Below are 14,722 nucleotides of genomic sequence, written 5' to 3'. Positions count from 1 at the left end.
ACAACATCCCACGCCTCAGGGCAGTTCACGCGTAGATGGGACGAGCGTTGAACAGAACCCTCAGGGCGGTCCTCGCCCTCCTCACCTCGGTGGCCGCCCTACTGGGCCTGGCCACCGCCCTCGCAGCCCCGGCCGGAGCCGCTCACCCGGCGGCCGGGCAGGCCACGCGCTACACGATGACCGCGTTCACCAACAGCAGCGAGTCGAACATGTACGTCTACGACTCGCCGGACGCGACCGGCTTCACCCTCCAGAAGGGCCCGGCGTACACCCCGCCCTCCGGCCTGATCCGTGACCCCAGCATCTTCAAGCACACGGACGGCTACTACTACCTGACGTACACCACCCGCACCTGGTCGGCGCTCTCCACCACCATCGGCTTCGCCCGCTCCACCGACCGCCTCAACTGGACCTTCCTGTACGACTACACGGTCCCGATCAGCGGTCTGCAGCGCGCCTGGGCGCCCGAGTGGTTCGTCGACAGCAACGGCAGCGTCAACATCATCCTGTCCGCGTCCATCGCGGCCGACGGCGAGTGGATCTTCAAGCCGTACAAGCTGACGGCCACCAACTCCGCGCTCACCGCCTGGTCCGCCCCGACCGTGCTCTCCGGCATCAGCCCGAACTACATCGACACCTTCGTCGTCAAGGTCGGCTCCACCTACCACGCGTTCACCAAGAACGAGACGACGAAGTACATCGAGTACGCCACCGCCTCCAGCCTCACCGGCCCGTACACCATCCAGAAGACGGGCAACTGGGCCGGCTTCGGCTCCGGTATGGAGGGCCCGGCACTCGTCCAGCTCGACAACGGCGGCTGGCGGATCTACTACGACGCCTACGGCGCCGGGAAATACTGGTACAGCGACAGCTACGACAACTTCGCCACCTGGTCGACGCCGACCGAACTCCCCGGTCTCACCGGCTTCGTACGCCATCTGACGGTCCTCAAGGAGACGGTCTCCGGCGGGGTCACCCTCCCCACCAACACCACCCGCTCCCTCCAGTCCGTCAACTACACGGGCCGCTACGCCGTGGTCCGCTCCGACAGCCTCGGTTATGTCGACCCGGTGACCTCCGCCAGCACCACCGCCGTCAAGCAGAGCGCGACCTTCACGATCGTGCCCGGCCTCGCGGACGCCAACTGCTACTCCTTCCGTGACTCGTCGGGCCGCTATCTGCGGCACTGGGACTACCGCGTCCGCTTCGCCACGGACGACGGCACGACCGTCTTCGACAAGGACGCCACGTACTGCGCCCGCCCCGGCACGGCCTCCGGCTCGGTCCGCCTGGAGTCGTACAACTACCCCGGCCGCTACATCCGCCACTACAACTACGAACTCCGCCTGGACGTGTACCAGGCCACGGACACCTTCCGAGCCGACAGCTCCTTCACGGCGGTGAGCCCCTGGGCGTGACGGCGAAGCAGTTCCCCGCGCCCCGTCAGGGGCGCGGGGAACTGCGCGAGAACCCCCGCCGACCCGCGGACGGGGGTCAAAGGGGCACAGCCCCTTGAGGATGGGACGGGTAGGGGCGGCGGGGGCGACCAACCCCACGCGCACCCCCACCCGCCCCCACCTCACCGCTCACTCACCACCACACCCGGCGCCCTCACATACCCGGCCGGCCGCGCCGTGAACGTGCCCCGCCCCTGCGTACGACTACGCAGCCGCGTCGCATACCCGAACAGCTCCGCCAGCGGCACGGTCGCCGTGACGACCACCGAACCGCCCCGGGTCACGGAGTCCGTGACCCGCCCCCGCCGCGCCGCGAGATCCCCGAGCACCCCGCCCACGGCGTCCGCGGGCACGGTGACGGTGACCTCGGCGACGGGTTCGAGGAGCCCCATCACCCCGACCCGCATGGCCTCCCGCAGCGCCAGCCGCCCGGCCGTGCGGAACGCCATCTCCGAGGAGTCCTTGGAGTGGGTCGCCCCGTCGGTCAGGGTGACACTCAGCCCGGTCACCGGGTGACCGCCGAGCGGCCCCTCGGCGAGGGCGTCACGGCAGCCGGCCTCGACCGCGCGGACGTACTCCTGCGGCACCCGCCCGCCGACGACGGTCGACCGGAACACGAACCCCGTGGCGGCACCGTCTCCCTCCGCCTCCAGAGGCGCCACGTCCAGCACCACATGGGCGAACTGCCCCGCCCCGCCGTCCTGTTTGACGTGCCGGAAGACAAGACCGGACACCCCGCGCACGACCGTCTCCCGATAGGCGACCCGAGGCCGCCCGACGACGACTTCGAGCCCCTGCCCCTGCCCCTGACTCTGGCTCTGGCTCTGGCTCTGGCTCTGGCTCTGGCTCTGGCTCTGGCGGATCTTCTCCACCGCCACCTCCAGATGCAGTTCGCCCATGCCGGACAGCAGGGTCTGACCGGTCTCGGGGTCGGTCCGTACGACCAGCGAGGGGTCCTCCTCCGCCAGTCGCGCGAGGGCCGTCGCGAGCCGGTCGGTGTCGGTGCTCCGGCGTGCCTCGACGGCCACGGACACCACCGGGTCGGCGACGGACGGCGGTTCGAGCAGCAGCGGCGCCGCCGGCGCGCACAGCGTGGTGCCCGCGCGGGCCGACTTCAGCCCGACCACCGCGACGATGTCCCCGGCCGCCGCGTGGTCCAGTTCGGCGTGCCGGTCGGCCCGGACCCGCAGGATCCGGCCGATCCGCTCGGTGCGCCGCGTACCCGCGTCCAGCACGGTGTCCCCCTTCCGGATCGTGCCCGAGTACAGCCTCAGATAGGTCAGCCGTCCCGTGGCCGTGGCGCTCACCTTGAACGCCAGGGCCGCGAGCGGTACTCGCTCGTCGGCGGCCCGCTCCTGCTCCGTACCGTCGTGCGTACCGCGTACGGGCGGTACGTCCAGCGGCGAGGGCAGATACGCCACGACCGCGTCGAGCAGCGGTTCGATGCCACGGTTGCGGTAGGCCGAGCCGCACAGCACGACCACGCCCTCCCCCGTGCGGGTAAGGTCGCGCAGCGCGGTGACCAGCGTCCGCGCGGAGAGCGTGGACTCGGCGCAGAACTCCTCCAGCGCCCCCGGATGCAGTTCCGCCACCGCCTCCTCCAGCCGCCGTCGGCGCAGCTCCGCCTCGTCCCGCAGGGCGTCCGGAACCGGGCCCTCCGTGGCGTTGTCGTCGCCGTCCGCCCAGACCAGGGCCCGCATACGCGGCAGGTCCACGACTCCGACGAACCCGTCCTCCGCGCCGATCGGCAACTGCACCACCAGCGGCGCCGGATGGAGCCGCTGCCGGATCGACTCGACGGCGGCGTCGAGGTCGGCGCCCGCGCGGTCCAGCTTGTTGACGAAGGCGATACGCGGTACGCCGTGCCGGTCGGCCTGCCGCCACACCGACTCGCTCTGCGGTTCGACGCCCGCGACCGCGTCGAACACGGCGATCGCGCCGTCGAGCACCCGGAGCGAACGCTCCACCTCGTCGGCGAAGTCGACATGGCCCGGGGTGTCGATCAGATTGATCCGATGCCCGTCCCAGGCACAGCTGACCGCCGCCGCGAAGATCGTGATCCCGCGATCGCGCTCCTGCGGGTCGTAGTCGGTGACGGTCGTGCCGTCGTGGACCTCGCCGCGCTTGTGCGTGGTGCCGGTGGCGTACAGGAACCGCTCGGTGACGGTGGTCTTGCCCGCGTCCACATGGGCGAGGATGCCCAGGTTCCGCACGGCGGTCAGAGGGTTGGTGAGGTGGTCGACGTTGCTGCGCATGGCCCATGGCCTTTCAGCTGAGCTGTTTCAGGGCAGCGCGATTCCCGTGCGAGGGCGCCGAGCGAAGACGTCAGAAGGCGTCAGGCGTACGTCACGGGCGTCCGGTACCGGCCGCGCAGCGGGCACCGGCCGGACGAGGACACGAGGATCACGTCGTAGAGGGAACGGGGAACGACGACAGCGGTGCGCTCACGCATGGCCGGGCTCCCCTCTCTCGTCGTTCGATGAGGTGAGCTTAGGGAAAGGATCAGCTCGGGGCACCGCATTTTTTCGCGGCCCCCGAAGTGCCTCGACGGCCCCGGACGACGAGAAACCCCACCGACCGGAAACCCGGTGGATGGGGTTGATGTGTCCGAGGGGGGACTTGAACCCCCACGCCCGATAAAGGGCACTAGCACCTCAAGCTAGCGCGTCTGCCATTCCGCCACCCGGACCAGGTGTCTGCCGCCTGGCCGGGAGTGTTCCCGGCGGCGACATGGACAACAATACCAAGGTTTCGGAGCGCCCTTCACCTGCATATCCGGGCTCCGGAGGGGGTCGTGCGGGCCTCGGCGCGCGGGCCCTTACGACCCTCCGGAGGGTGATCGGACGGTCACGATCCGGCCAGGTCAGGCCGCGGAGGGCATGAGGTGGTACTCGGGGAAGTTGCCCGGCAACCGCTCCCCCGCCGGGCCGTAGGTCACGGCCTTCACCAGCAGCTCGCCGCCGACGAAGGCGCCCCGCCAGGACGCGCCGAAGCCGCCGAAGAGTTCCTCGCGGTCGCCGCGCGAGCGGGGTGTGCCATGGCCGATCTTGAACGCCCGGGTCTGGGGTGCCAGCCGCTCGTACGTCGCCCGGTCGTCGGTGGAGAGGGTGGCGACGAGCGCGCCGTTGGAGGCGTTCATGGCGGCGAGCAGTTCGGCCTCGGTGTCGACCAGGACGATCCTGTCGACCGGGCCGAAGGGTTCCGCGTGGTGGAGCGGGGAGGAGGGCGGCGGGTTGAGGAGGGTGACGGGCCGGACGTACGCGCCGGTGTCCTGGCCGGGCAGGAAGCGCGCGTCGGCGAGCCTGCCCCGGTGCAGGGGGACGGCGCCCCGGTCGACGGCCTCGGCGACCTGGTCGGTCAGCTCCTTGGCCTTGGCGGCGTTGATGACGGGCCCGAAGTCCAGGCTCGGGCAGGGGTCGTCGGGGTGCTCCACGGCCAGCGGGTGGCCGACGCGGAGGGTGCGGACCGCCGGGAGGTACGCGGCGAGGAAGTCGTCGAAGGACTCGCGCTGCACGACGAAGCGCGGGTAGGCGGTGCAGCGCTGTTTGCCGTAGTCGAAGAGCTTGGGGACGACGTCGGTCAGGATGTCCCAGTCGGTGTGGTTCCAGATACCCCAGGTGTTCAGGCCCTCCTGTTCCAGGACATGGCGTTTGCCCAGGTCGGCGACGGCGGTGGCCACGGCGGCGCCGGTGTCCCGGCCGCCCACGAAGGAGACGCAGCCGATCTCGGGGGCGCGGACCAGTGCCTCGGACAGTTCGCGTCCGCTGCCGCTGACCAGGGTGACCGGGATGCCCTCGCGGGTGGCGGGCGCGGCGGCCAGGGTCAGGCAGGCCACGCCGCCGTCGGTGGGCGTCTTGGCGATGACCGCGTTGCCGGCCAGGGCCTGGACCAGCATGGCGTGGACGAGCGCGCTCATCGGGTAGTTCCAGCTGGCGATGTTGGAGACCGGGCCGTCGAGGGGGACGCGCCCCTCGACCATGGGTTCGATGCCGTCGACGTACCAGCGGGCGCCGTCGATGGCCCGGTCCACGTCCGCCCGCGCGAGGCGCCAGGGTTTGCCGATCTCCCAGACGAGGAGCAGGGCGAGCAGTTCACGGTGCTGGGTGAGGGCGTCGAGGGTGGCGGCGACGCGGGCGCGGCGTTCGTCGAGGGGGACGTGGCGCCAGGCCCGGTGCTGGTCGAGGGAGGCGCGTACCGCGCGGTGAGCGGTGGTGCCGTCCAGGCGGGGCGGGCCGTCGACGGGGCTGCCGTCGACGGGGGTGGTGGCGGGCAGTGCCCGGCCGTCGGCCTGCCAGGTGCCGTTCCAGAGGTTGAGGACCCGGTCGTCCCGGAAGGCCTCGGGGGCGACGGCGAGACAGCGCCGCCAGGCGTCGGTCCAGGCGCTGCCGGATTTGAGGGTGAGGGTGGATGCCATACGTTGCTCCGCTCTCGGTGCACAGTCGGGGGCGGGTGGTGCATGGGCCAGGGGTGCGGTCAGGCCCCGGCTTCCAGGGCGGCCAGCACGAGCCGGGCCGTCTCCGTGGGTGTGCCGCCGACCCGCACCCCGACCGCTTCCAGGGCCTCCTTCTTGGCCTGCGCGGTACCGGAGGAGCCGGAGACGATCGCCCCGGCGTGGCCCATCGTCCTGCCCTCGGGGGCGGTGAATCCGGCGATGTAGCCGACGACGGGTTTGGTGACGTGGTCGCGGATGTACGCGGCGGCCCGTTCCTCGGCGTCGCCGCCGATCTCGCCGATGAGGACGATCAGTTCGGTGTCGGGGTCGTCCTGGAAGGCGGCGAGGCAGTCGATGTGGGTGGTGCCGCCGACGGGGTCGCCGCCGATGCCGACGCAGGTGGAGAAGCCGATGTCCCGCAGTTCGTACATGAGTTGGTAGGTGAGGGTGCCGGACTTGGAGACCAGGCCGATGCGGCCCGGTTTGGTGATGTCGGCGGGGATGATGCCCGCGTCGGACTGGCCGGGGGTGATCAGGCCGGGGCAGTTGGGGCCGATGATCCGGGTGCCCTTGGACCGGGCGTACGCGGTGAAGGCGACGGAGTCGTGGACGGGGATGCCCTCGGTGATGACGACCGCGAGGCCGATGCCCGCGTCTGCGGCCTCGGTGACGGCCGCCTTGGCGAAGGCGGGCGGGACGAAGACGACGGTCACGTCGGCGCCGGTGACCTCGATGCCCTCGGCGACGGAGCCGAGGACGGGGACGGCACGGTCGTCGAAGTCGACGGTGCGGCCCGCCTTGCGAGGGTTGACGCCGCCGACGACGTTCGTGCCGGCGGCGAGCATGCGGCGGGTGTGCTTCATGCCCTCGCCGCCGGTCATGCCCTGGACCAGGACCTTGCTCTCCTTGGTGAGGTAGATGGCCATGTCCGGCTCCTCAGTTCGCGTGGGCGAGGTCGGCGGCGCGGCGCGCGGCGCCGTCCATGGTGGTGGCCTGGTGGACGAGGGGGTGGTCGCGGTCGTCGAGGACGGCCCGGCCGCGGGCGGCGTTGTTGCCGTCCAGGCGGACTACCAAACGTTTGGTCAAGTCCACCCTGTCCAGGGCCCGCACGATGCCGTCGGCGACCGCGTCGCAGGCGGTGATCCCGCCGAAGACGTTGACGAGGACGGACTTCACGTCGGGGTCGGAGAGGATGACGGAGAGGCCGTCGGCCATGATCTGGGCGGAGGCGCCGCCGCCGATGTCGAGGAAGTTCGCGGGGCGCGCGCCGCAGCCCGCGACGACGTCGAGGGTGGACATGACGAGTCCGGCGCCGTTGCCGATGATTCCGACCTCGCCGTCCAGCTTCACGTAGTTGAGGCCCTTGGCCGCCGCTGCCGCCTCCAGCGGGTCGTCGTGCGCGAAGCCCTCGTCGCCCCAACGGGTCTGCCGGAAGCTCGCGTTGTCGTCGAGGGTGACCTTGCCGTCGAGGGCGAGGATCCGGCCCTGTGCGGTGCGGACGAGGGGGTTCACCTCGACGAGGACAGCGTCTTCGCGGGTCAGCACCCCCCACAGTCGTACGAGGACGTCGACGGTCTGCGCGGGCAGGCCCGCCGCGTCGGCGATCTCGGCCGCCTTCGCCGGGGTGACGCCCTCGGCGGGGTCGATGGGGATACGGGCCACGGCCTCCGGCCGGGTCGCGGCGACCTCCTCGATCTCCATGCCGCCCTCGGCCGAGGCGATCGCGAGGAAGCGGCCGGCCGCGCGGTCGAGGACGTACGAGACGTAGAACTCGCTCTCGATCGCGACGGGTTCGGCGACCATCACCGTGTGGACGGTGTGGCCCTTGATGTCCATTCCGAGGATCTGCCGTGCCGTCAGTTCGGTGGCGGCGGGGTCGGCGGCGAGCTTCACCCCGCCCGCCTTGCCGCGTCCGCCGGCCTTCACCTGGGCCTTGACGACGACGCGTCCGCCCAGCCTGCGGGCGATCTCGCGGGCCTCCTTGGGCGAGTCGGCGACCTCGGCCCGTGGCACCAAGATGCCGTGTTCTTCGAAGAGTTGCCTTGCCTGGTGCTCGAAAAGGTCCATTCCGGCTCCTGACTCAAGAGTGCCGCACGCCCCCTGGACACCACCCACCGGATGCGGGATAACAAGCTTCATACAGTATTCGTCGACTGTATGCAATCAACCGCGAGAGCACTCCAATCCCCTACGAAGGGACAGGACTTCGCCATGCCCGACGGCAACAGCCAGGAACTCATCTCCGGTGGTCACCTCGTCGCCAAGGCACTCAAAGCGGAGGGTGTGGAGGTCATCTACACCCTGTGCGGCGGCCACATCATCGATATCTACGACGGCTGCGTGGACGAGGGCATCGAGGTCGTCGACGTACGCCACGAGCAGGTCGCCGCCCACGCCGCCGACGGCTACGCCCGGATCACCGGCAAGCCCGGCTGCGCGGTCGTCACCGCCGGCCCCGGTACGACCGACGCCGTCACCGGTGTCGCCAACGCCTTCCGCGCCGAGTCCCCGATGCTGCTGATCGGCGGCCAGGGCGCGCACACCCAGCACAAGATGGGGTCCCTCCAGGACCTGCCGCACGTCGACATGATGACGCCGATCACCAAGTTCGCGGCGACCGTGCCGGACACGGCTCGCGCCGCCGACATGGTGTCGATGGCGTTCCGCGAGTGCTACCACGGCGCCCCCGGCCCCTCCTTCCTGGAGATCCCGCGTGACGTCCTCGACGCCAAGGTGCCCGTGGAGAAGGCACGGGTGCCGAAGGCCGGCGCCTACCGGGCCTCGACCCGCTCGGCCGGCGACCCCGAGGCCATCGAGAAGCTCGCCGATCTGCTGGTGCACGCCGAGAAGCCCGCGATCCTGCTGGGCAGCCAGGTGTGGACGACCCGGGGCACCGGGTCCGCCATCGACCTGGTGCGCACGCTGAACATCCCGGCGTACATGAACGGCGCGGGACGCGGCACCCTACCGCCCGGCGACCCGCACCACTTCCAGCTCTCCCGCCGGTACGCCTTCTCCCACGCCGACGTCATCGTCATCGTCGGTACGCCCTTCGACTTCCGCATGGGCTACGGCAAGCGGCTGTCGCCGGACGCGACCGTCGTGCAGATCGACCTCGACTACCGGACCGTCGGCAAGAACCGCGACATCGACCTCGGGATCGTCGGCGACGCGGGCCTCGTGCTCAAGTCGGTGACGGAGGCGGCCTCCGGACGCGTCAACGGGGGCGCGTCGCGGCGCAAGGAGTGGCTGGACGAGCTGCGCGCCGCCGAGCAGGTGGCCATCGAGAAGCGGCTGCCCAGCCTGAAGTCCGACGCCTCCCCGATCCACCCCTACCGGCTGGTCAGCGAGATCAACGACTTCCTCACCGAGGACTCCCTCTACATCGGCGACGGCGGCGACATCGTCACCTTCTCCGGGCAGGTCGTGCAGCCCAAGTCACCCGGGCACTGGATGGACCCGGGCCCCCTCGGCACGCTCGGCGTCGGCGTCCCCTTCGTGCTGGCCGCGAAGAAGGCGCGGCCCGACAAGGAGGTGGTGGCCCTCTTCGGTGACGGTGCCTTCTCCCTCACCGGCTGGGACTTCGAGACCCTCGTCCGCTACGACCTCCCCTTCGTCGGGATCATCGGCAACAACTCCTCCATGAACCAGATCCGTTACGGCCAGGCCCAGAAGTACGGCCTGGAGCGCGAGCGGATCGGCAACACCCTCGGCGACGTCCACTACGACAAGTTCGCCCAGATGCTGGGCGGTCACGGCGAGGAGGTCCGCGACCCCGCCGACATCGGCCCCGCGCTCCGGCGCGCCCGGGAGTCGGGCAAGCCGTCGCTGATCAACGTCTGGGTCGACCCGGACGCGTACGCCCCCGGAACCATGAACCAGACGATGTACAAGTGAGGTGCCCCCGATGACCCCTATCGCAGGAACGTCCGGCGCAGGAACGTCGGCCAAGGCTCTCGAAGGCATCCGTGTCCTGGACATGACCCACGTCCAGTCCGGCCCGTCCGCCACCCAACTGCTCGCCTGGCTGGGCGCGGACGTGGTGAAGCTGGAGGCGCCGAGCGGGGACATCACGCGCAAGCAGCTGCGCGACCTCCCGGACGTCGACTCCCTCTACTTCACGATGCTCAACTGCAACAAGCGGAGCATCACCCTCAACACCAAGACCGAACGCGGCAAGGAGATCCTCACCGAGCTGATCCGGCGCTCGGACGTCATGGTCGAGAACTTCGGACCCGGCGCGGTCGACCGGATGGGCTTCACCTGGGACCGTATCCAGGAGATCAATCCGCGTATCGTCTATGCCTCCATCAAGGGGTTCGGGGACGGTCCGTACACCAACTTCAAGGCGTACGAGGTCGTGGCGCAGGCCATGGGCGGGTCCATGGCGACCACCGGCTTCGAGGACGGGCCGCCGCTGGCGACGGGGGCCCAGATCGGGGACTCGGGCACGGGCATCCACGCCGTGGCGGGGATTCTCGCGGCGCTGTACCAGCGGGAGAACACCGGGCGTGGCCAGCGGGTCAATGTGGCCATGCAGCATGCCGTCCTCAACCTCTGTCGGGTGAAGCTGAGGGATCAGCAGCGCCTGGCACATGGCCCGCTCCGTGAATATCCCAACGACGACTTCGGCGACGAGGTTCCCAGGTCCGGGAACGCGTCCGGCGGCGGTCAGCCCGGCTGGGCCGTGAAGTGCGCGCCGGGCGGCCCGAACGACTACGTCTACGTCATCGTGCAGCCGGTGGGCTGGCAGCCGATGAGCGAGCTGATCGGCCGGCCCGAACTGGCGGACGACCCCGAGTGGGCGACGCCGGAGGCCCGGCTGCCCAAGCTCGACAAGATGTTCCAGCTGATCGAGGAGTGGTCCTCCACGCTGCCCAAGTGGGAGGTGCTGGAGCGGCTCAACGCCCACAACATCCCGTGCGGGCCGATCCTCTCCACCAAGGAGATCATCGAGGACGAGTCCCTGGTCTCCAACGAGATGGTCGTCACCGTCCCGCACCCCGAGCGCGGCGACTTCGTGACCGTCGGCAGCCCGCTGAAGCTGTCCGACTCTCCCGTGGACGTGACCAGTTCACCCCTGCTCGGCGAGCACAACGAAGAGGTCTACGTCGGCGAGCTGGGCCTCGGTGACGAGGAACTGCGGCTGCTCAAGTCGAACGGAGTGATCTGATTGATGGCCGAAGACCGGGTGCTGAGGGTGCGTGGACTCCTCGACGCCGTACGGGCCGAGGGCCGCAGCGCGCTGACCGCGCCGGAGGGCAAGGTGATCGCCGACGCGTACGGGATCGCCGTACCCGGCGAGGAGTTGGCGCGGGACGTCGACGAGGCGGTGTCGTTCGCGGCGCGCTTCGGCGGACCCGTGGTGATGAAGATCGTGTCGCCGGACATCCTCCACAAGACCGACGCGGGCGGTGTGATCGTCGGAGTGGAGGGCGCAGCCGATGTGCGGGCCGCGTTCCACACGATCGTCGACAACGCGCGGGCGTACGCGCCGGACGCCCGTATCGAGGGTGTCCAGGTGCAGGAGCTGCTGCCGAAGGGGCAGGAGGTCATCGTCGGGGCGGTCACCGACCAGACGTTTGGGAAAGTCGTCGCCTTCGGGCTCGGCGGGGTGCTGGTCGAGGTCCTCAAGGACGTGACGTTCCGGCTCGCGCCGGTCGACGCGGACGAGGCGCTCTCCATGCTGGACTCGATCCGCGCGGCGGAGATCCTGCGCGGGGTGCGCGGGGCGCCTCCCGTGGACCGGTGGGCGATCGCCGAGCAGATCCGGCGGGTCTCCGAACTCGTCGCGGACTTCCCGGAGATCGCCGAGGTGGACCTCAACCCGGTGATCGCGACCCCGGAGGGGGCGGTCGCGGCGGACATCCGGGTGATCCTCGCGGAGTCGGTGCCGAAGCCCCGGCGGACGTACACCAGGGACGAGATCCTCGTCTCGATGCGCCGGCTGATGCAGCCCTCGTCGGTGGCCGTGATCGGGGCCTCCAACGAGCAGGGCAAGATCGGCAATTCGGTGATGCGCAACCTCATCGACGGCGGTTTCGCCGGGGAGATCCATCCGGTGAACCCCAAGGCCGATGACATCCTGGGCCGCAAGGCGTACAAGAGTGTCACGGACGTTCCCGGTGAGGTGGATGTGGCGGTCTTCGCGATCCCCGCCAAGTTCGTGGCCGCGGCGCTGGAGGAGGTGGGCCGCAAGGGCGTCCCCAACGCCGTACTGATCCCGTCGGGTTTCGCGGAGACCGGCGAGCACGCGCTCCAGGACGAGATCGTCGCCATCGCCGAACGGCACGGCGTCCGGCTGCTGGGGCCGAACATCTACGGCTACTACTCGACCTGGCAGGACCTCTGCGCCACGTTCTGCACGCCGTACGACGTCAAGGGCGGGGTGGCGCTCACCTCGCAGTCCGGCGGGATCGGGATGGCCATCCTGGGCTTCGCGCGGACCACGAGGACGGGTGTGTCGGCGATCGTCGGGCTCGGCAACAAGTCGGACCTGGACGAGGACGATCTGCTGACCTGGTTCGGCGAGGACCCGCACACCGAGTGCATCGCGATGCACCTGGAGGACCTCAAGGACGGGCGGGCCTTCGTGGAGGCCGCGCGGGCGACCGTCCCCAAGAAGCCGGTGGTGGTCCTGAAGGCGGGCCGTACGGCGGCGGGGGCGAAGGCGGCGGGGTCGCACACGGGCGCGCTGGCGGGCGACGACGCCGTGTACGAGGACGTCCTCAAGCAGGCCGGTGTCATCAGGGCCCCTGGGCTGAACGAAATGCTTGAGTACGCGCGCGCGTTGCCGGTGCTTCCGGCTCCCCAGGGCGACAACATCGTGATCATCACGGGCGCGGGCGGCAGCGGCGTACTGCTGTCGGACGCGGTGACGGACAACGGGCTCTCCCTGATGGAGATCCCGCCGGACCTGGACGCGTCCTTCCGGACGTTCATCCCGCCGTTCGGGGCCGCCGGCAACCCGGTCGACATCACCGGGGGCGAGCCGCCGTCGACGTACGAGGCGACGATCCGGCTGGGCCTGGAGGACCCGCGCGTCCACGCGCTCGTCCTCGGCTACTGGCACACCATCGTCACTCCCCCGATGGTCTTCGCGGAGCTGACCGCGCGCGTGGTGGCCGAGTTCCGGGAGCGCGGCATCGAGAAGCCCGTGGTCGCGTCTCTCGCGGGCGATGTCGAGGTGGAGGAGGCCTGCCAGTACCTCTTCGAGCGGGGGGTCGTGGCGTACCCGTACACGACCGAGAAGCCGGTGGCGGTGCTCGGCGCCAAGTACCGGTGGGCGCGGGCGGCGGGGTTGTCGGGGGGGCGGTCGATGAGCTGAGCGACGGCTCGAACCACGGGGTCCGCGGCGACCGCTCACCGCGGGCCCCGGCGCAGAGAAGCACGGACAGGGGGCGCTGGCCAGACTTCTTCCACGCGGAGGGTTCGATCGACATGGCAACAACTGACATCTCCACACCCGTCCCCTACCGGGAGGTGACGGACGCCAACGGCCGGATGTACCGGATCGGCGAGTCCGACCTGGACATCATGGGACGCAAACGCAAGTGGATGGTCATCCTGCCGTGGGTGGGCATGATGGGCATCAGCTCGGCGGAGTACGCGTTCGCGTCCGCCGAGGACACGCTGCACACCGCGCACAGCTGGAGCAGCGCGCACATCTTCTGGATGCTGGGCGTCTGGGTATTCTTCCAGGCGGCCGTGGCCTTCCCCGCCGGCAAGCTGCGGGAGAGCGGCAGGCTCCCGGCGCGCTGGGCGATGATGTGCGGCGCCGTCGGCACCCTGCTCGGCTATCTCTCGCTGGCGTTCGCGCCGCATGTGATCGTCGCCTACATCGGCTTCGGCATGTTCAGCGGCATGGGCGCGGGCATGGTCTACGCGACCTGCGTGAACATGGTCGCCAAGTGGTACCCGGAGCGCAAGGGCGGCAAGACCGGCTTCGTGAACGGTGGTTTCGCCTACGGTTCGGTGCCGTTCGTCTTCATCTTCACCGGCTACATGGACCTCACGAACTTCCGCTGGGTGCTCGTCGCGGTGGGTGTCTTCCTGGCCTCCGTCGTGGCGGTGGCGGGCTACTTCTTCCGGGACCCGCCGAAGAACTGGTGGCCGGCCGAGGTCGACCCGCTGAAGAAGCCCACCGACGCGCGCGCCCGGCGCGCGATGGAGAAGAACCCGCCCGCCGTGCACCAGTACACCCCCAGGGAGGCGTGGAGGACGGGCCGGGTGGCCCTCATGTGGTTCTGTCTGCTGTGCACCTCCGGTGTGAACATCTTCGGCATCGCGTTCCAGGTGCCCTTCGGTGACGAGGCGGGCTTCGCGGGCGGCATCGTGGCGACCGCGATGTCCCTGAAGGCGATCGTCAACGGCACCGGCCGCGGTGTCATCGGCTGGCTCTCCGACCGGTACGGCCGCAAGCAGTGCCTGATCTTCGTCTGCATCGTCCTCGGACTGTCGCAGTACGGCATCCTGTTCTCCGGGAACATCGGGAACCTGCCGCTCTTCCTGCTGTTCTCGTCCATCTCCGGCTTCGGCGGCGGCGCCATCTTCCCGATGTTCGCCGCGATGACCGCGGACTACTTCGGTGAGAACAACAACGCCTCCAACTACGGCCTGGTGTACTCGTCGAAGCTGGTGTCGGGTCTGCTCGGTTCCGGCATGGGCGCGGTCGTGGTCTCCGCCTGGGACTACTCCGGCGCGTTCGTCCTGGCCGGCACGATCTCCCTCTTCGCGGGCTGTGTGGCCACGTTCCTGCACCCGCCGGGGCGGCCCCGCCCCCGGCGCATCGCTCCCAACCCCCGTCCGCTCGGTGACGAAGTGGCCTGACGCC

General features: G+C 70.1%; 9 protein-coding genes and 1 tRNA gene. 5 read left to right on the top strand and 5 right to left on the bottom strand.

Annotated elements, in window-relative coordinates:
* Positions 1–47 precede the first annotated feature (47 nt).
* Positions 48–1,418: a glycoside hydrolase family 43 protein gene (locus tag F9278_RS39975; RefSeq protein WP_152172671.1), complete on the top strand. Its 1,371-nt coding sequence runs from the start codon at positions 48–50 to the stop codon at positions 1,416–1,418.
* 161 nt (positions 1,419–1,579) lie between these two features.
* Here F9278_RS39975 and fusA read toward each other — a convergent pair whose 3' ends face one another.
* The 5 genes from fusA to sucC form a co-directional block, all read right to left on the bottom strand.
* Positions 1,580–3,712: an elongation factor G gene (fusA, locus tag F9278_RS39970; RefSeq protein WP_152172669.1), complete on the bottom strand. Its 2,133-nt coding sequence runs from the start codon at positions 3,710–3,712 to the stop codon at positions 1,580–1,582.
* Positions 3,713–4,061: 349 nt separating this feature from the next.
* A tRNA-Leu gene (locus tag F9278_RS39965) sits at positions 4,062–4,146 on the bottom strand.
* Positions 4,147–4,320: 174 nt separating this feature from the next.
* On the bottom strand, positions 4,321–5,871 hold the full coding sequence (locus F9278_RS39960; RefSeq protein WP_152172667.1) for an aldehyde dehydrogenase family protein: 1,551 nt from the start codon (positions 5,869–5,871) through the stop codon (positions 4,321–4,323).
* Positions 5,872–5,930: 59 nt separating this feature from the next.
* The gene (sucD, locus tag F9278_RS39955) at positions 5,931–6,815 is read right to left on the bottom strand and encodes a succinate--CoA ligase subunit alpha (protein WP_152172666.1); all 885 of its coding nucleotides are present in this window, start codon (positions 6,813–6,815) and stop codon (positions 5,931–5,933) included.
* A 10-nt stretch (positions 6,816–6,825) separates the two neighbouring features.
* Positions 6,826–7,956: an ADP-forming succinate--CoA ligase subunit beta gene (gene sucC, locus F9278_RS39950; RefSeq protein ID WP_152172664.1), complete on the bottom strand. Its 1,131-nt coding sequence runs from the start codon at positions 7,954–7,956 to the stop codon at positions 6,826–6,828.
* 144 nt (positions 7,957–8,100) lie between these two features.
* On the opposite strand from sucC, the gene F9278_RS39945 reads away from it, so the two are divergent.
* The 4 genes from F9278_RS39945 to F9278_RS39930 all read left to right on the top strand — a co-directional run bounded on the left by F9278_RS39945 (position 8,101) and on the right by F9278_RS39930 (position 14,718).
* A complete protein-coding gene (locus F9278_RS39945) occupies positions 8,101–9,786 on the top strand; it encodes a thiamine pyrophosphate-binding protein (RefSeq protein WP_152172663.1) in 1,686 nt (561 codons plus the stop codon).
* Positions 9,787–9,796: 10 nt separating this feature from the next.
* Positions 9,797–11,062, top strand: a complete 1,266-nt coding sequence (gene frc / locus F9278_RS39940) for a formyl-CoA transferase (protein WP_152172662.1) — start codon at positions 9,797–9,799, stop codon at positions 11,060–11,062.
* A 3-nt stretch (positions 11,063–11,065) separates the two neighbouring features.
* Positions 11,066–13,216 (top strand): acetate--CoA ligase family protein, encoded by a 2,151-nt coding sequence (locus tag F9278_RS39935; protein WP_152172661.1) that lies wholly within the window; start codon positions 11,066–11,068, stop codon positions 13,214–13,216.
* A 113-nt stretch (positions 13,217–13,329) separates the two neighbouring features.
* On the top strand, positions 13,330–14,718 hold the full coding sequence (locus F9278_RS39930; RefSeq protein WP_152172659.1) for an OFA family MFS transporter: 1,389 nt from the start codon (positions 13,330–13,332) through the stop codon (positions 14,716–14,718).
* The last annotated feature ends 4 nt before the right edge of the window (positions 14,719–14,722 follow it).

Source organism: Streptomyces phaeolivaceus, from assembly GCF_009184865.1.
GTDB classification, from domain to species: domain Bacteria; phylum Actinomycetota; class Actinomycetes; order Streptomycetales; family Streptomycetaceae; genus Streptomyces; species Streptomyces phaeolivaceus.
Note: the sequence above shows the minus strand (reverse complement) of the source record. Positions and strands in the feature narration are given on the sequence as shown.